Consider the following 17,916-nt stretch of genomic DNA (forward strand, 5'->3'; position numbering starts at 1 on the left):
TTCAGTCTCAGAAGTTGCCCTTGATCGGGTCGATAAGCGGATCATTGAACTTTGTAAAATCACCGTCTGATACTATCTCTGTAAATCTCGGCTCATTGCCCCAGTTAGTTATCATAGGATTGCCGCCAAAATGAACGCCCTCGTTAGAGCCTCTGCTGCCGCTGTTGCCATTGTTTTCTCTGTAAGGGTCGATGCAGCCGCCTCCGATATTTGTGAAGTCGTGGTCATCATCTTCAACATTTCTGCTGCCGCCGGTGCTGCTGTGGCCATGTCCGTCCTCGCCGGGGTCTACACAACCTGAGTTTGCTGTGGTATATGATGTTGTATTATCGCTTGAACCTGAACCTGACTGTGTACCTGAATTATTGTCGTCGCTTCCGCCCTGATTGCCGCCGCTCGGAGTTGTTCCGCTCGGAGCTGTTCCGCCGTTGTCTGTTCCGCTCGGAGTTGTTCCGCCGCTTGTACCGGGGTCTGAACCACCGTTGCCGCCTGTGGAACCTGAACCGCCGTTATTGCCTGTATTATTGGATATCGTAACATTTTCACCGTCGTTTGTTATTACCTGAACTCCGTTTTCATTGTAAATAATAACTGCCTCGCCGCCATTGATCGAACACGAACCATAACCATCATCCTGATTAGCACGGCAAATTGTATCTTCACCGAAAATCAACGTCTGGAACTCTGAAGTACCTCCAATACTGCAAGACGAACTTTGACCATTGCCGATCAGAATCTTACCATTGAAAATATTGATATATACGCCATTTCCACAACCAATACTGTAACTGTTTCCGTCTATAGTATTGAAAACATCTACCTTAACATTTCCTCCTTTGTTCTGGTAATGTCCTCCGCCTGATTTATAACTCCAGCATCTGTTTGAATCCGTACAATTACCTTTGATCCCATGTGCGCACCAATTGCCCACGCTTCCTAAACCGCCTGTACCTTTGCCGCCGTTTCTTATATCAAGATCGCCGAGGATATCACCTCTGCTGCTTCCGATGCCTTCTAAACCAAGGTTACCCATAATATCTGTTCTGCCGCCGAGGATATCGTTAAAGCGGCTGTCTATATCCAGCATATCATTGCCGAGATGCTCATCCAGACCTATTCTGCCTGCCAGATCAGCTTCGATATCCTTACCGATAATGCTGCCTGCGAACTCTCTGTCCAGATCATGAGTGATCTGAGCATCAAGTCTGTCATCAAGAGCTCCATTGTTCAGCTTGCCGAGAACGCTGTCATTTACTGTTAAATTTGAATTGCCTGTATTGAGCTTTATGCTTGTTGTAGTAGTTGTTGTGCCTTTCTTTGCGCCGTTTACAAGACCTGTTTTCTTTGACATACTTGTGGTCGTAGTAGTGCTTGTTGTTGCCTTTGACTTAGCTGTAGTTGTTTTTGTCACAACTTTTATATCGTTATTCTTCTTTGAACCTGTGCCTGATGTGCTTGATCTTGTGATACTTGATGACTTTTTCGCACCTGATGCTGCACTTGCGGAAATAACGTTTGACATTGAAAATGCACACATTGCTGTAGCTGCCATAGCTGCCATTGACTTTTTAAAATTAACTTTCATAATAATTCTCCTTTATAATCATTTTAGTTGATGCTTTTGGTTTTTACTGATGTATGTTCACGTTTCAGGTGTTGCGCAACCCTATGCTTTTATTATACTCAGAAACGCCGATTTGCATAGATGACGTTTGTCACTTTCGCAGTGACATATATCCTTTCGTGAATGACATATGTCACTGTCATACAAAAAGGCGGCTGAAAACAGCCGCCTGCGTTTATATATTCATTTCCTTTGTTCATCAGTCCCAACTGTCTACTGTAAGTCCCAGCTGCGGACAAGCTATCGAGCCCGACTCATGTATCCTGAAATCCAATTCATAGCTTTCATCGGGAGGTTCATTGATAAGATCCTTGATATTGTCGCTGTAATACACTTTATGTTTCAATGTGAATTCACCCTTATAACCGCCAACATCTATGGCGACCAAAGAATCGGGACACAACTCATTTCCCCAGTTCTCAGTGTAAAAGCTGTATTTCACTTCCTCGGAGAAAGTCAGATTCTCCTTATCGCCCACATAGTCAGAAGCGACGAGGATAGTCGGAAACATATCAAAGGTATTTTTGGTAACATATACTTCGAGCTTTACATCTCCGAACTGCTTTGAAAACCTGTTATAGCCCTTTATCTCATCACCGAATTTATACCCTGCGAACAGCGAATCTTCAAGCGTCTCATCTCTGTAAAAAGCTATTCTCGGATATACTGCCATGTCCTTCTTTAGGCTATTCATTTTCGCACTGAAGAACATTATCAGTATCAGCCATACAAGTATCATTCCGCCCATGGCTCCCAGTATCGTAACGATAACGAACTTCACAGGCGGCATCATTGGTTTGATATCCGCTTCTCTGCCCTCTGCAAGGCGCTTGTTTATCTTGCGTTTATATGCTGCCTTATAGACTGCAAATGATATTATTGATAAAATAATCACGCAGGCTACAGATATAATTATACCGAGAGCGCTTATTCCTCCTGCCATATTTATCCCTCCTTATATGCCCATAAATTCCTTGAATATGTAGTAATACGTCCGCGTAACGTCAACTTTTGCCCCGTTTTTCATAGTCAGTGTGAATTTCTGCGACAATGCAGGACGTATGCTTTTTATGTGATGCATCGAAACTATCACCGAATTGCTGACACGTATGAACTCCTTCGGGTCGAGTATTTCTTCCAAACGTTTCAACGTCTCGGAAAGCCTGTACTCGTCGTTTCCGCAGTATGCAACTATATCATGGGCAAAGCTCTCGATATGGGAGATATCCGCCGTTTCGAGCCTGTATATCTCATCGCCGCACCGCGCTATAAGATGAGACACGGTAACATTGCTCTCCGAAAGGATCAGCTCCGCGCTGTCGTCGATCTCTATGCCCTTTTTTACAAGTTCAGCCGCTATCGAATCGTAGTGTTCGTCGCTGACAAGTAATCTTATTTTCATTTCGGCTGACCTCCTCACTTTCTTTTATTGATAAGCTTATCCCTGCTGCGGGAAATTTCCGTTTCCTGTGATTTTATTATAATGGACGCGCCTGTAAAAATCAATACTTCACGCACACCTTGCACTACGCAGGTCATAACTTTCACAATGCCGTTCACAGCCGTCACAGCTACAACGAAATGTATAATTGACAATTAAAAGACAATAACAAAAAGCAATCCCATAACAATATATTACAAATAGTAGTAAAAAACTGTTCTTTTTTGCGGTTGTTAACGGTATGTTCATTATTACCCCCTTGCCAACGCCCGTATAAAATGGTATAATTAGATTGATATTTTCTGCCTGCGGAAAGCACTGTCCAAAGGCAGCTGAGAAGGAGAATGTATTATGAAGTACGGACACTTTGATCTTGAAAACAAAGAATATGTCATCACTAACCCCGCAACTCCCGCACCATGGGCAAACTACCTCGGAGACCCCGAATACGGCGCTATGATATCAAATAATGCAGCAGGCTACAGCTTCGTTAAATCAGGCGCTAACGGCAGACTTTCACGCTTCCGCTTCAATTCCGATATGGCTCTCCCCGGTCGTTACATCTATATAAGAGACAACGATACCTCCGATTACTGGTCAGCTTCTTGGCAGCCTGTAGGCAAGCCTCTCGATCAGTACAAGAGCGAATGCCGCCACGGTACTGCTTATACGGTTATTACAGCAGAATATGCTGATATAAAGTCCGAAACTACATACTACGTTCCTTACGGAAAGACATACGAGGTATGGAGAGCTAAGGTAACAAACAACTCCGACAAGGAGAGAAAGCTTTCCGTATTCGGATTCATAGAATTCACAAACGAGCCTAACTACGAACAGGATCAGGTAAACCTCCAGTACACCCTGTTCATCACTCGTACAAGCTTCGAGGGCGGCAACCGTATCCTCCAGCATATGAACGAGAACACAGGCTTCGACGAGAACGGCTACAACGGTCAGGAGCGCTTCTTCGGCATGGTCGGTCAGCCTGTTACAGGCTGCTGCGGAAGCCTCAGCGACTTCATCGGTCCTTACAGGACTTTCTCAAATCCTATCGCTGTCGAGAACGGCAAGTGCAGCGGCGTTATGAACTATAACTCTAACTCCTGCGGCGCTCTCCAGAGCGATATCACTCTCGCAGCAGGCGAGACAAAGGAGTTCATCTTCGTGCTCGGCGAGCGCAAGGACCCCGAGGCTGCTGCTATACTCAACGAATACAAGACAGCAGGCAAGGTAGACGCTGAAGTTAAACAGCTCAAGGACTACTGGCACGGTCAGCTCTCCAACTTCAAGGTAGAGACTCCTTCCGACGAGTTCAACAACATGATAAACGTATGGAACGCTTACCAGTGCTTCATCACTTTCATCTGGTCAAGAGCTGCTTCCTTTATTTACTGCGGTCTCAGAAACGGCTACGGCTACCGCGATACAGTTCAGGATATACAGGGTATCATTCACCTTGACCCCGAAATGGCAGCTGAGAAGATACGCTTCATGCTCTCTGCTCAGGTAAGCAACGGCGGCGGTCTCCCACTGGTCAAGTTCGACCACAACGCAGGTCATGAGACTTGTCCTGACGAGAACGACGAGCACAGCGTTTACGCTAAGGAAACCGGTCACCCGTCTTACCGCGCAGACGATGCACTCTGGCTCTTCCCGACTATCGTAAAGTACCTCGGCGAGAGCGGCAACAAGGGCTTCCTCGACGAAGTTATCACATATGCAGAGGAAGGCGGCGGAAAGGCTACTGTTTACGAGCATCTCAAGAACGCTATCCGCTTCTCTATGGAGCGACTCGGCGATCACGATATGCCGGCAGGTCTCCACGCTGACTGGAACGACTGTCTCCGCCTTGGTGCAAAGGGCGAGTCAACATTCGTTGCATTCCAGCTCTACTACGCTATGAACGTTATGCGCGACATGGCTAAGGACAAGAACGATACAGATTATATAGCTTACCTCGACGATGCTCAGAAGAAGCTGGGTGCAGCTCTCGGAAAGTGCTGGGACGAGGACAGATTTATCCGCGGTATCCGTGAAGACGGCGTTATCGTCGGCGCTAAAAAGGATCCTGAAGCTAATATGTGGCTCAATCCTCAGAGCTGGAGCGTTATCTCACGTTTCGCTTCCGGCGAGCAGGCTGACAAGGCTATGAACAGTGTTCACGATATACTCAATACACCTTACGGCGCTAAGCTCCTTGAACCGCCTTACAAGTACCACCACTTCGAGGGCGCTCTCATGCAGGTGTTCAACCTCGATACAAAGGAAAACGGCGGTATCTTCTCACAGTCACAGGGCTGGCTGATACTTGCTGAGTCCCTCCTCGGACACGGCGACCGCGCATTCGAGTACTTCCTCGAAAGCTCTCCTGCTGCTATGAACGACAAAGCTGAGATACGTGTTATGGAGCCATATGTTCACGGTCAGTTCACCGAGTCAAAGGCTTCACCTTACGAGGGACGTTCACACGTTCACTGGCTCACAGGTACAGCTTCAACAGTAATGGTAGGCTGCGTTGAGGGTATCTGCGGTATGCGTCCTGACCTCGGCGGACTTACTATCGCTCCTTCTATCCCTGCTAAGTGGGACGGCTTCAAGATCGAGAAGAACTTCCGCGGCAAGAAGCTCAACATCGCTATCGACAACTCCGCACACGTTCAGAGCGGCGTTAAGGAGATCACTCTCAACGGCGAGAAGCTCGCAGGCAATTACGTTCCTGCTGACAAGCTGGCAGCTGTAAACGAGATAAAGGTAGTTATGGGCTGAATTTAATGCGTAATTAAGGCACTGTGAAGATCACAGTGCCTTTTTGTATCTGTAGGGGCGGCAGAATGCCGCTCCTACGCTTTTGTGCAATCAGCATTTTTTTACCAGCCACAAATTGTGTATTCACACAAATCTGACAAGTTTGCTTTGCAAAGTCTCGACAAGTACACTTGACAATGCTATAATATGATCATACCAAGTATACTTGTCAAAAACTGCCAATAAAACTTTGCATAACGTGGGAGGTACTATTATGAATAAGGAAGAAATACTTGAAAAAAGCAGAAACGATAACAAGAATAACGACCCATTTTATCTCGAAACGAGGGTAAAAGGCATGAAATACGGCAGAATTGCAGCAATTATATTTTGCCTCGCGCTTTTCGCCATTGACTATATCATACTCGATAAAATGAATTTCGGCTATTATAGTATCTTCACCGCATCATTCGCCGCCGATTACCTTTACAGGTGGAAAAAGACCGATAACAAGGACGATCTTTACGCAGGTGCACTTATGGCTCTGGCAACTGTTGTATCTGTCGTACACCATTTTGTTCATATATGAGAAAGAGTGTTGACTATGAATAAAGAAGAAATTCTTGCTAAAAGCAGACAAGAAAACAAAAACCGCGACATCGCTGAGATAGACAGGGCAAGAGGTCTTTCCGATCTCAAAACATAAGGTGGTGGCTAAATGATAGACGATTCACTTGTACTCCGAAACCGCCTCAAAGAAATACGCAAGGAGCAAAGGCTCTCACAGGACGAGCTTGCGAAAATGGTGGGTGTTTCCCGTAATACCATAAGCTCCATAGAAACGGGACAGTTCAGCCCCACGGCAAAGCTTGCGCTGATACTATGCATTGCCCTTGATAAGAAGTTTGAGGATATTTTTTATTTTGACTGATATACAAAAACGCTTCCGGAATCAGAAGCATAAATTATTTTTTTGTGGATTGTAATTTTTTCCTCGGAACAGGTACTAATATACAGATACGTATCAGATACCACAACAGGAGGTGAATGCCGTTGAATGAATTCGAGGAGATATACAACAAATATCAGCCTGATGTCCTGCGCTTTCTCATGCATATGACATCTTTCGACATGACTGCCGCAGAAGAACTTACTCAGGAAACATTCTATCAGGCATTCCTCTCGTTCGGGAAATTCCGCGGTGAATGCAGCCTGCGAACGTGGCTGTTTCAGATCGCAAAGAATATCTATGCAAAGTACATACGCAGAGAATCGCATCAGCGCGATATCGCGGCTAAGCAAAACGATATATCCGTTCCGCCGCCCATTGATGATATTGAGCACAAGGAAAAGCTCATCAGACTGCGCACTCTGATCGACGAACTCGACGAACCGTCACGCTCGATCATGCAGTACCGCCTGTACTCGGATACAAGCTATGCGGATATCGCCGCGCTTCTGAAAATACGAGCGAATACCGCAGCCGTCATATACAATCGTACTGTTGCAAAACTGCGCAAAACCATGAAAGAGAGGTATGGATATGAAATATGACCACGATGTTATACGCGACCTTATGCCGCTTTGCATTGACGGCATTGCTTCTGAAAAGTCGCAGAAAATAGTCTCAGAGCATCTTGCGGAGTGTCCCGACTGCCAAAAGGAGTGGGAACAAATGAAAAATAATATACAACCAAGCGAAAATATCCCTTTACCCGAAGATACGTCAAAATACAAAGAGACCGCCAAGCGTGTCCGCAAGCATCACCGCTGGATGCTTCTGAAAGTCACCTGCGCCGTGATAGCTATCATATTCATAGGCGGTATAGTCGGCAACTTCATCGACGGTGCAAGATTCACGCCCGAATCCGCTGCGAGATCGCAAATGAAGGATTGGTCGGCCGACCTTTATGAAACTCCCGAAGAACAGCACAATGCTTCGAAGTCTGAGATAACCGTTATCGGCACCGTAAAAAGCGACGACGGAAAGGCTGCGGATACCTGCGCACTTATCTATAGACCCGACCTCGATGTTACACTGATCGCAAATTGCAGTTCAAGCCGCTGTGATATGCTGAGAATGGGCTTATGGATCAGCAATGGCGGCAGCTGCGGCGAATACGCTGAAAATACTGGCATATTTACGTCAGATACAGGTCATTCGTGCAGTTACTGTGAGAAATATTATGGTTTTGTCACCTTTTATGTAACAGACAAGGCAATAAAAAATATAAACTTCACTAAAAACGGCAAAGCTTATACTCTTTCTCCTGATGGAAACGGCTTCTGCGGCATAAGCTATGAATTGCAGAGCTATCCTCCCAGAAATAACAGCTACATAACAGAAGGCACGGCAACAGACGAAAAAGGCAATGTACTCTATACGATACAAGAGATACAAAATACAGCCGAAGACGGTCTGAAATACACCGTTCAAGAATGGATCAAAGCCGAATAACGAAAGAAACGCTTCCGAAATACTCGGAAGCGTTTTCTTATTCTTTATTCATCATTCTTTTTTTCTTTTCTTCTTTCTCTTTTTCTTTTTCAGCGACCTGTCTCGAAGCTTCTTCTATAGCCTCCTTAGCCTGTGAATTCACTTCACTGGCTAACACTTCGGCATCTTCAAACTGCTTTTTGAGATCATCTGTCAGTTCGATCTCGCCAGATGCGGCTTCCGTATTCGCAGTCTCTGCATCGCTGTTAGAAGCTGATGTATTACCTGAATATTCTGCTGTAAGAGGTATGGAATTTCCGTCCTCGTCATAGAAAACGATATTGTCTATCATAAGGTCAGCTTCGTTTGCTATGCCCCAGCGCATGATAAGGAAGTTTGCGTCCTCCATATCCTCGCTCCAGCACTGCCCGCTGTCAGCAAGCAGGAACTTGAACTTTACGTGGACAGCACCCGAAGTCTCGAAGTTGTACTCTCCGCCCTCGAACTCCTGAAAATCGTACCATTTATCACTGTTTGCAGTTACAGTTCCGCCGCCGCCGCCGATCCAGCCCGGAGCTCTTACACCATCTGCATCATTGGTCTTGAGGTGGTCTGCTGTAGCCTGAGCATACAGATCGAACTCTATCCTGCGAACCTTTGCTATACCCTCGCTGCCGAGAAGTTTTACTGCATTGATCCTCACCTTCTGCACCTTGCCTTTCAGCGGCACAGTATTGTCATCTGTGAATTTGAGCATCTTGTTGCCCATTACTTCCTCGACGGAAAGCTCGCCTTTTGCGCAGTCGGGGTCTTCAGACTTTACGTATGCAAAATCGAACAAGCCGTTGTCAAATGTTACGGCATTGGGATCTGTAGCTGCAACAGGCTTCGGCGGTTCGGGTTCTGTAGTATTTTCCGGAGTAGTTTCCTCTACGGGAGCTGCCGTGGTATTTTCTGTTTCCGTCTTAGTATCGGAATCCTTTTTATCGCCGCAGCCTGCTGTACAAGCTGCAAGAGCAAACGCCATTGCGCCTGCGATAAAACTCTTATAATTCATATTGTATCTCCTGTTCACATTGGCTGAAATGCCTTAAACCTATATCTTAACAAACACATTGTAGCACAAAAATCATAGTATGTAAAGTAACATATCGGACAAATTACTTCACGCTTTTTGCAGCACACTGCACAAAAACATCTTGTATTTCAGTGCTGCTTTAGTGTTTGATGCATTATTTTTTTTCGCGGTTTGTAAAAAATATCTCAACTGTTTCGCGCATCATATCGAACGGCCGCATTTTGGGAGATATCTTCACGGAGACATAGGATTTGCCAACGCCGTTGAAGGTTATCCTGCCCTTGTACGCCTGCTGAAGCGCTGATATCTGCTGTGGGACAAGGTATTCCGTGTAGAAATACATCGCGCCGTTTTTCTGGGATATCTCGGTGATGCCGAGGTGTGCAGCCTTATTCCTGAGCAGAGACACCTCGATAAGTCCAACCACTGATTTCGGCGGATCACCGTAGCGGTCGATAAGCTCGTCGATAAGGTCGGTCTTGTCGCTGTCCTCGTTGACCAGCATTATCTTGCGGTACATATCTATACGCTGATTAAGGCTTGAAATGTACTTCTCCGGAATATGCGCGTCGATCTGGATATCCACGAGACACTCAGGAACTTTCTCGGGCTGTATGCCCTTCTCCTCTGCGATAGCCTCCGAAAGAAGCTGCAAATACATATCGTAGCCGACAGCCTCCATGTGTCCGTGCTGTCTGCCGCCGAGAATACTTCCCGCACCTCTTATCTCAAGGTCTCGGAGAGCTATGCGGAAGCCGCTTCCGAACTGTGTGAACTCGCGCATAGCGTTCAGGCGCTTTGTTGCTATCTCCGTCAGCACCTTGTCGCGCTGATAGGTGAAATACGCATAGCCGCGGCGGTTTGAACGTCCTACTCGTCCGCGGAGCTGATACAGCTGAGAGAGTCCGAAGCGGTCGGAATCCTCGATAATAAGGGTATTGACGTTAGGAACGTCCACACCTGTCTCGATGATAGTAGTGCATACAAGGATATCCACTTCATGTTCGACCAGCTGTTCCCAGATGTCGGACATCTCGTCCTCACTCATCTGACCGTGAGCTACTGCTATACGAGCTTCGGGAAGGAACTCCTGCAAACGTGAAGCACAGGCGCGGATAGTCTCGACGCGGTTGTGGATATAGTACACCTGACCGCCGCGGCGAAGCTCCCTGACTATAGCCTGTATCACTGTGCCCATGTTGTACTCGATGACGTAGGTCTGAACGGGATATCTGTCCTGCGGAGGTTCTTCGAGAACCGACATATCACGTATGCCGCTCATTGCCATATTCAGCGTTCTCGGGATAGGAGTTGCCGAGAGCATGAGCACATCAACTCCCGTAAAGCTCTCCTTGAACTTCTCCTTATGAGCAACGCCGAAGCGCTGTTCCTCGTCGATTATGGCAAGTCCGAGGTCTTTGAATACCACCGATTTCTGGATTATCTTGTGAGTACCGATTATAAGGTCGATACGTCCCTGTTTCAGCTTCTTGATTATCTCATCCTGCTGTTTCGGAGAGCGGTAACGGCTGAGAAGCTCGATATTCACGGGGAAATGCTCGAATCTGCGGAGCGCCGTCTGGTAGTGCTGGAACGCAAGTACTGTAGTAGGAGCAAGTATCGCGCACTGCTTTCCCGAAAGTACGCACTTCATGGCAGCTCTGAGAGCTACCTCGGTCTTGCCGAAGCCAACGTCGCCGCAGAGAAGTCTCTCCATAGGGCGTGGGCGCTCCATATCAGCCTTTATCTCGGCAATGGACTGTAGCTGATCGTCGGTCTCCACATAGGGGAAGCGCTCCTCGAAGTCGTGCTGTATCTCGTCGTCGGGATAGAATGCGAAACCCACGCTCTTTTCGCGCTTTGCGTAAAGAGCTATGAGCTCGTGCGCCATGTCCTTGACGGCACGTTTTACGTTACTTCGAGTCTTCTGCCACTCGCCCGAGCTGAGCTTGTTGAGCTTAACGCCGCTGTCGTCACGGGGGCCGATGTATTTCGACACCATATCAAGCTGAGTAACGGGGATATAGAGCTTATCCGTACCTGCGTACTGTATGGTGATGTAGTCCTTGGTAACGCCGTCCATTTCCAGCTTTCGGATACCGATGAAGCGTCCGATGCCGTGACCTGAATGTACAACGAGGTCGCCCTCTGTGATATCCGCAAGGGAGCGTATCTCCTCGGCTTTGTTCTTCTTTTTGCGGCGTTTTCTGCGGACAGAGTCCATAGAGCGTCCCTGCGTGATGAGAACGGTCTTGTTCTCGGGGTACTCGAATCCGCCGCCGAAGCTGCCCGACATGAGCAGCACACGACCGCTCTGCGGCTCGATATTATCGGAAGCGAGGTCGCAGGGGATATCCTGTTCGTTGAGATCCTGCTGTATGATAGGGAGAGTCTTGTCGCTGCCTGCCGCAAGTATCATGCGATAGCCGCGGCGCTTAAAGTCGTCAAGGTCTTCCACGAGCTGCTTCATCTCGCCGCTCCACGGTGCGGTCTGCATTGCCTCGAAGCTGACAAGTCTGCGGAAGTCGATACGCTCACCGCCCTGCATAAAGCTGCTCATATAGAGACATATCCGCTTTTCGGCGATATGCTGTATCTGTGCAAGCTCCAGTACATAGCCGTCCAGCCCCTTGCAGAGCTGACCGTCCTCAAGGAGGATCTTCACGTCCTCGTTATGTCGGGTGAGAACACCTGCGGCGTTGTCCATAACGTCGGAATAATCGCTGAAAAGCACAACTCCGTCGATATAGTCGAACACCGTTGATGGCTCGCCGTAAACAAGTGGGTAGTACTTCACACTGTGGGCGAGTATCTCCCCTGCTCTCAGCCTGTGAACGTCCGCGCCGAGGTGCTCGCGTACTGCGTCCATATGCTTGCCGCGGACTTTTTTGCAGAGCTCCTCTATCTTGTCGGCGAGCTCGTCGTTATTGTAGAGGACTTCTCCCGACGGGTATATCTCCACGCTTTCAAGAGCGTCCGTGCGGCGCTGTGTATCGGTCTCAAATTCGGATATAGTGTCTATCTCGTCGCCCCATAATTCGATACGCACAGGCTTGTCGGACTGCACGGGAAAGACATCGAGGATAGAGCCGCGTATGGAGAACTGGGACGCTCCCTCTACCTTTTCGCAGCGCTGATAGCCGCATTTCGCCAGTGTGAGCGCAAACTCGGGCAGATTTATCTCCTGCCCCTGTTCAAGCTCGATACCTGCGGCAATAAGAACTCCCACAGGTATAACAGGCTGCATGACAGCTTCAATACTTGCACATATCACCGAGCAGCGGTTCTTTGCCGCTTTGATAAGTGCCGAGATGCGCATATGCTCGTACTCATGGTTCGTGCTGTCAACAGGAGTGAAAACCAGCTCCTTTGACGGGAAAAGTACGGCTTCCTCGCAGCCTGCCATCATGTTGATATCGTCGCAGAGCTTCTTTGCTTCGGCTTCCGTACCTGTTACCACAAGATTTATCTTGCTGCCGTTGAGGGCGTGTATGAGCTGCGCCCTGTGTATATGGGAAAGACCTGTCACAGAGACAGGCGATATGTTTTTTTCAACAGCCTCCCGCAGACTTTTAAAGCCTGCAAGCTCACAAAACAGTTTCTTAAAAAGTTCCATTATTATCTCCGAAAGGAATTACGAATTATATTTGTTCATGGCTTCGTCGGTCTTGCCCTGCACCATGAGCTTTATGCATTCACAGGCATTCTTCACGGACTCGTTCATCTTTTCCGAGTCCTCCTTGCCGAACTTGCCCAGCACCCACTTTGCAAGGTCGTAGTCGGGGTGAGGCTTCTTGCCAACGCCCATTTTTATGCGCGGATAATCGTCCCTGCCTGTGAGCTCGCATACACTGCGCAGACCGTTGTGACCGCCGTGGCTGCCCTTGCGGCGTATGCGGAGCTTTCCGCAGTCAAGGGAGATATCATCGCATACAACGATAAGGTTCTGAACGTCTATCTTGTAGAACTCCAGCGCCTGAACTATGGCTTCGCCGCTGTTGTTCATGAAGGTAGTAGGCTTCAGGAGCAGACACCGCTTGCCCTCGATAGTGACCTCAGCGGTCTTGCCCTTGAACTTCAGGCGGTCGATCTTCTCGCCTAACTGCTTTGCAAGCTCGTCAAGCACCATGAAGCCTGCATTATGGCGTGTATTTTCATATTCCAGACCCGGATTGCCCAGACCTGTTATCACATATTCTATTTTACCTCTTGCCGCAGAAGAATTTGCGGAAATCCTGTCGAATACATCAAAAATACTCATTTATGTTTTCTCCTTACACAAATAAATCTTTATTTAACGACTTTATTATTAAACCCAAATTCAGAATTTCTAATTCCGAATTTCACATTATTGTCAGTCCAGCCCTACAAGAGACTCCTCCAGTTCAAGCCCGAATCTTTCGGCAAATCTCCTGCCCCATTCTATCGTTTCCGTATCACCGAGAGACTGCGGCATATGCGCGTCACAGCCGATGATCGCCTTATTGCCTACTTTCTGAACGATACTGAAAAAGCGCTCTGACGGGTAGTGCCTGCCGCCTGCTCTTCCAAGCAGATTTATCTCCAAAGGTATGTCCTTACTTTTCAGGTACTCGCAAAGCCGTGTAAAGTGTTCCTCATACAGCTCGTCGCTTCCCGTAAAATCAAGGAGATCGGGGTGTGCAAGGTAACGGTAACGACCGCTTTCCATGCCCTCTATAATATGATCCACGTACTCTATGAGCAACCTCTCGTCAGCAGTAGGAATCCCCATATAAGCGCCCTCATACTCAATATGATTGAAGTGCTGTCCCATTATCATGTAGTCTACAGGATAGTCCGCAAGGAGCTTGTCCTGTGCCTCGATAAGTTCGGGTATGTACTCCGCTTCAAAACCAATGTATATCTTTATATCAGAAGCATATTCACTTTTCAGGTCTGTGAACGACCTGAAATAGCCCTCTATTTCATAAGGTCTCATTCTTATCTGCGATACGTAATCATTTCCGTAATCCCACGGGCAGTGGTCGGAGATACCAAGCACCTTGATACCGTTTGCGATCGCGCTCTCTACATATTCCCTATCTTCACCGCGGGCATGACCGCAGCGGCTTGTATGTGTATGATAATTGGCTAACATGAAAAGCTCTCCCTTCAAACTATGATTATACCACTTTTCAATGAAAAAAACAAGCACAAAAACGGCGCTCCGAATGGAACGCCGTTATGTATCAGTTGTTTGGTACTGTCGGTGCAGGTGCAGCAGCGGCTGCCGCTTTTTTCTCTTTCTTCTTCAGACCGTTTTTAGTCTTTCTGAATACAAATCCTAAAATGAACTCGGCAGCTCCGATAATGCAGAACATTATCGCAAGCGGAAGAAGAAGGCTCTCGGACAGATAGAACAGTACATTATGTGTAAATGTGAACGCTATTGCCGAACCTACGAACACAGTAAGTCCTGTAAGGAAGGAGATAACTCCGACTACGGTAAATATGCTGCCGAAGAAACCTGTAACGTGCTTTGCACGCTTGTCCACGATAGCTGCTATCCATATAAGGAAAAGCAGTACCAGTGCAGCTACGATGCCGATAGTGATGTATGAGAACGCAAAGCTGAGCTTTCCTACATCAAAGCCTGCATTTCTGTTCCATTCCTTTATATCCATAGTTTCGGTAAAGTTGTCCTTATCGAGGTTGTGCTGAAGAAGATCATAGTCGTCATCGGTAAGGTCATACTCGAACTCCTTGACTATAGCCTTCTTGTTTGCCTTGATAAAGTCATTCACAAGATCCTCGGCAGTTATGGAAGGATCTCTGCCTTCGCCGTCGATGATATAATCAAGATAGCCCTCGGCTACGCTTCCTGCGTACTCGCGGAAATCGGTATTGAGCATATACCTCTTGAAGCCTTCCTCGTTAGCTGCTCCCTTTGTAGCTGTTCTGAAGCCAAGAGAGTCATAGAAGGTCTTTGCGAGCTCCTTGCCGTCAAATTCTGCCGTAAGAGTTGTCTTTGCGTTGAGCTTTTCGGCTCTGCTCCTGATTATGCTGCCATTCGCACCTATCTTTACTGCCAGAAGTACACTGAACAGAAGCAGGAATACCATAGTCAGCAGTGATACCAGAGATGCTGCGAATATCCTGCCGCCGCTGACCTTCTTCTTCGGTCTTGCCTTCTCATCGTTCTGAGCAGGCATAGGCACAGGTACAGGCTCGGGTATCGGTGCAGATGCCTGCGGCTGAACAGGCTCGGGCTCGCGCGGCATTACAGGCGGCGGAGGAAGTATAACGTCCTGATTATTTGCAGCTGAACCATTGCCGCCGAAATTATTGCTGCTATTCGTCGTGAACTGCTCGGTAGGAGCTTCATACGAAGTATTCTGAACAGGTATCTTCATGGTGTCGCTGTTGTCATCATAGCCGTTATTTACAGGCTTAGCTTCAACAGGTGCTTCCGCAGGCTTTTCCTGTGCGGAATGCATCAGAGGCGGAACAGGCTCGGGTTCGGGAACAGGTACGGGCTCGGGAGCTGTCAGAACTTCCGTTACGTCCTCATACTTAGGCTCAGGCTCGGGGAGCTTTATCTCCTCGGCTGTGCTGAGTATCTCTGTAGGCTCATCGCTGAGCATCTCTGCCTGCTCCTGAGTAAGGCTGAGAGTCTCCTCATTGTCTGCTATCACTTCTTCAAGGCGAGGGAGGATAGAAGTAGGTTCATCATCTGTATGTACTGTCGGTGCAGTGTCCTCTTTTTCAAGCCGAGCGCCGCATTCTGTGCAGAATAAAGCGTCCTCGGGCAGCTGGCTGCCGCATTTGTTACAAATCATAATATCCCTCCAGTAAATAGGTAAATCATACACTTATTATAAGGCAAAAGGACAGCCGTGTCAAGTAAAAAAATTGTTACGATACATTTATATAGAAGCTGTTCGTCAGAATACAACATTTTACGTACTATTGCAGCAAAAAGCCCTCATGTGAGGGCTTTTTACTTATTTATTTTCCATAAATTCTTCGAGGAGCTGCGAATTTGCTCTGTCAGTTGAATTTGCAGCGTAATACGCAAGGATACATGATGCATCTACGGAATCAACGCAGCCGTCGCTGTTTACGTCATACAGGTAGAATTCTTCATCTGTAAGAACCGTATCGCTCGTGGACATCTTTGTATACATCTGCAAAAGCTTTGATGCGTCGATCGAGTCCGCAACGCCGTCCTTGTTGACATCTCCCTTCATTGCGGCAAACTCAAATTCAGCATCATTTTTTTCAGCGAATTTCTCAGCCGAGGAGCTCTTATAGCCAACGATCCTGCCGTCAAAACTGCCTGTTGGCATGAACAGACTTCTTGCGCTGCCGTCTTCCTGATCCTCTGTGAAGTCCTTGACCGCTTCATTCAGCTTATCGACGTATTCCTTGTATTCAGGGGATCTATTATAATTATCAACGATATTCTGTATATTTTCCCAGCCGCTGATATTATCGCCAAGTCCTTCAAGGAAGCTTTCAAGTTCACTGATATCAAACTTATGCGGAGTTATTAGTTTATTTGCGAATACAGAATTATCATAGAAACGGCAGTCCATAGACTTTACGGTAACAGTTTTCAGATTCTCACAGCCGTAAAACGCGCCTGCTCCGACAAGTTCTACGCTTTTCGGTATAACGACCGAAGTTATATCATTGTTCTTATAGCACAGAAAGGCTGCTATCTCGACTGCATCGTCAGGTATGACCAGTTCGCCTGATGCATTCACAACATCAATGATAAGATCCTTGAATCTTACAAAGCCGTCTTCGTCAGCTTTAAGAGTTTTATACCACGGTGTATCGCAGAAGGTATACTTGTTCAATACCATTTTATGCTCAGGGAAGATGATCTCCGCAAGAGAAGTACAGTCTGCAAAAGCATTTTCCATAACAGTTTCAAAGCAGTCTGGGATAGTTATAGATTCAAGTGCCTTACAGCCCTCAAAAGCGCTCTGACGAATGATACCCGTCTTATAGTTCGGATTATTCTCGATAGTTACCGAGCGAAGTGCCGTACAATTCAGAAAGCCCGAGATATCCCATACACTTGCAGGGATAACAACAGATTCAAGAGAATCGTTGTTTGCGAAAGCATCGGAAGCTATCGTCTTTACGGGAGCGCCGTCAGCACTGTCCGGAATAACGACTTCCTTATCTTTACCGCTGTATTTTTCGAGGACAGCTGTCCCGCTTTTTGTGTTGACAACAAAACTGAAGTCGCCTATGACCACTTCTTTTTTATTATCCGCCCATGATTCATAGCTGAAAGCTGCGAACGACACGGGAGCTTTGCTGTAATTTGGAACTGTTCCGCTAAAAACAGCTGCTGTTGCTAAAGATGCTGTTAAAATTTTTTTAATGTCCATAATAGTGACCTCCTTTTGGGGCATTATACCACAGCTGCTTCTCTTTGTCAAGTTTCAACAAAAATTCCTCCTGAATTTAAGTCGGTTTGACGCACACATAAATCAGCATAATCGACGCAGCTTCGGGCGTATAATTCTATGCAAAAAATATATGCCAAAAAGCTTTTTGCACTCGACAAATCAAAAAAAAGGTGGTATAATATAAGTTACCCCCTTTTC

14 protein-coding genes are annotated in these 17,916 nt (G+C 47.1%); 5 read left to right on the forward strand and 9 right to left on the reverse strand.

The genetic code is table 11. The features are described from left to right. Positions 1-7: 7 nt before the first annotated feature. The 3 genes from K6G33_RS02915 to K6G33_RS02925 form a co-directional block, all read right to left on the reverse strand. Positions 8-1,585, reverse strand: coding sequence for a hypothetical protein (locus K6G33_RS02915; protein ID WP_296776067.1), 1,578 nt, complete (start codon positions 1,583-1,585; stop codon positions 8-10). Between the two features lie 238 nt (positions 1,586-1,823). Beyond that, positions 1,824-2,567 (reverse strand): hypothetical protein, encoded by a 744-nt coding sequence (locus K6G33_RS02920; RefSeq protein ID WP_296776070.1) that lies wholly within the window; start codon positions 2,565-2,567, stop codon positions 1,824-1,826. Positions 2,568-2,579: 12 nt separating this feature from the next. Beyond that, complete coding sequence (locus K6G33_RS02925; protein ID WP_296776073.1) at positions 2,580-3,026, reverse strand: LytTR family DNA-binding domain-containing protein; 447 nt, start codon at positions 3,024-3,026, stop codon at positions 2,580-2,582. Positions 3,027-3,416: 390 nt separating this feature from the next. Here K6G33_RS02925 and K6G33_RS02930 point away from each other — a divergent pair, with 390 nt between their 5' ends. The 5 genes from K6G33_RS02930 (at position 3,417) to K6G33_RS02950 (ending at position 8,271) form a co-directional block, all read left to right on the forward strand. Then, complete coding sequence (locus K6G33_RS02930) at positions 3,417-5,834, forward strand: glycosyl hydrolase family 65 protein (protein WP_296776076.1); 2,418 nt, start codon at positions 3,417-3,419, stop codon at positions 5,832-5,834. A 253-nt stretch (positions 5,835-6,087) separates the two neighbouring features. After that, positions 6,088-6,402, forward strand: a complete 315-nt coding sequence (locus K6G33_RS02935) for a DUF6442 family protein (RefSeq protein WP_296776079.1) — start codon at positions 6,088-6,090, stop codon at positions 6,400-6,402. Between the two features lie 132 nt (positions 6,403-6,534). After that, on the forward strand, positions 6,535-6,744 hold the full coding sequence (locus K6G33_RS02940) for a helix-turn-helix transcriptional regulator (RefSeq protein ID WP_026053000.1): 210 nt from the start codon (positions 6,535-6,537) through the stop codon (positions 6,742-6,744). 122 nt (positions 6,745-6,866) lie between these two features. Further along, complete coding sequence (locus K6G33_RS02945; protein WP_296776080.1) at positions 6,867-7,367, forward strand: sigma-70 family RNA polymerase sigma factor; 501 nt, start codon at positions 6,867-6,869, stop codon at positions 7,365-7,367. Beyond that, a complete protein-coding gene (locus K6G33_RS02950; protein ID WP_296776083.1) occupies positions 7,357-8,271 on the forward strand; it encodes an anti-sigma factor in 915 nt (304 codons plus the stop codon). Before K6G33_RS02945 ends, K6G33_RS02950 begins: the two co-directional genes overlap by 11 nt. Positions 8,272-8,308: 37 nt before the next feature. Here the strand turns inward: K6G33_RS02950 and K6G33_RS02955 are convergent, their stop codons facing one another. The 6 genes from K6G33_RS02955 to K6G33_RS02980 form a co-directional block, all read right to left on the reverse strand. After that, on the reverse strand, positions 8,309-9,307 hold the full coding sequence (locus K6G33_RS02955) for a hypothetical protein (protein ID WP_296776085.1): 999 nt from the start codon (positions 9,305-9,307) through the stop codon (positions 8,309-8,311). Positions 9,308-9,482: 175 nt separating this feature from the next. Continuing rightward, positions 9,483-12,944: a transcription-repair coupling factor gene (mfd, locus tag K6G33_RS02960; protein WP_296776087.1), complete on the reverse strand. Its 3,462-nt coding sequence runs from the start codon at positions 12,942-12,944 to the stop codon at positions 9,483-9,485. Between the two features lie 18 nt (positions 12,945-12,962). Beyond that, positions 12,963-13,589: an aminoacyl-tRNA hydrolase gene (gene pth / locus K6G33_RS02965; RefSeq protein ID WP_296776090.1), complete on the reverse strand. Its 627-nt coding sequence runs from the start codon at positions 13,587-13,589 to the stop codon at positions 12,963-12,965. Between the two features lie 93 nt (positions 13,590-13,682). Then, positions 13,683-14,447, reverse strand: coding sequence for a histidinol-phosphatase (locus tag K6G33_RS02970; RefSeq protein ID WP_296776093.1), 765 nt, complete (start codon positions 14,445-14,447; stop codon positions 13,683-13,685). A 91-nt stretch (positions 14,448-14,538) separates the two neighbouring features. Continuing rightward, a complete protein-coding gene (locus tag K6G33_RS02975; RefSeq protein ID WP_296776095.1) occupies positions 14,539-16,128 on the reverse strand; it encodes a zinc-ribbon domain-containing protein in 1,590 nt (529 codons plus the stop codon). Between the two features lie 165 nt (positions 16,129-16,293). Further along, entirely contained in the window at positions 16,294-17,697 is a 1,404-nt protein-coding gene (locus K6G33_RS02980; protein WP_296776098.1) for a leucine-rich repeat protein, read from the reverse strand. Positions 17,698-17,916: the final 219 nt, after the last annotated feature.

This window comes from Ruminococcus sp. (assembly GCF_024691275.1).
Classification (GTDB): Bacteria; Bacillota; Clostridia; order Oscillospirales; family Ruminococcaceae; genus Ruminococcus.

Coding starts and splice junctions, on each gene's coding strand:
- K6G33_RS02915 (WP_296776067.1), bottom strand. CDS start 1,585: ATGAAAGTTAATTTTAAAAAGTCAATGGCAGCTATGGCAGCTACAGCA.
- K6G33_RS02920 (WP_296776070.1), bottom strand. CDS start 2,567: ATGGCAGGAGGAATAAGCGCTCTCGGTATAATTATATCTGTAGCCTGC.
- K6G33_RS02925 (WP_296776073.1), bottom strand. CDS start 3,026: ATGAAAATAAGATTACTTGTCAGCGACGAACACTACGATTCGATAGCG.
- K6G33_RS02930 (WP_296776076.1), top strand. CDS start 3,417: ATGAAGTACGGACACTTTGATCTTGAAAACAAAGAATATGTCATCACT.
- K6G33_RS02935 (WP_296776079.1), top strand. CDS start 6,088: ATGAATAAGGAAGAAATACTTGAAAAAAGCAGAAACGATAACAAGAAT.
- K6G33_RS02950 (WP_296776083.1), top strand. CDS start 7,357: ATGAAATATGACCACGATGTTATACGCGACCTTATGCCGCTTTGCATT.
- K6G33_RS02955 (WP_296776085.1), bottom strand. CDS start 9,307: ATGAATTATAAGAGTTTTATCGCAGGCGCAATGGCGTTTGCTCTTGCA.
- mfd (WP_296776087.1), bottom strand. CDS start 12,944: ATGGAACTTTTTAAGAAACTGTTTTGTGAGCTTGCAGGCTTTAAAAGT.
- pth (WP_296776090.1), bottom strand. CDS start 13,589: ATGAGTATTTTTGATGTATTCGACAGGATTTCCGCAAATTCTTCTGCG.
- K6G33_RS02970 (WP_296776093.1), bottom strand. CDS start 14,447: ATGTTAGCCAATTATCATACACATACAAGCCGCTGCGGTCATGCCCGC.
- K6G33_RS02975 (WP_296776095.1), bottom strand. CDS start 16,128: ATGATTTGTAACAAATGCGGCAGCCAGCTGCCCGAGGACGCTTTATTC.
- K6G33_RS02980 (WP_296776098.1), bottom strand. CDS start 17,697: ATGGACATTAAAAAAATTTTAACAGCATCTTTAGCAACAGCAGCTGTT.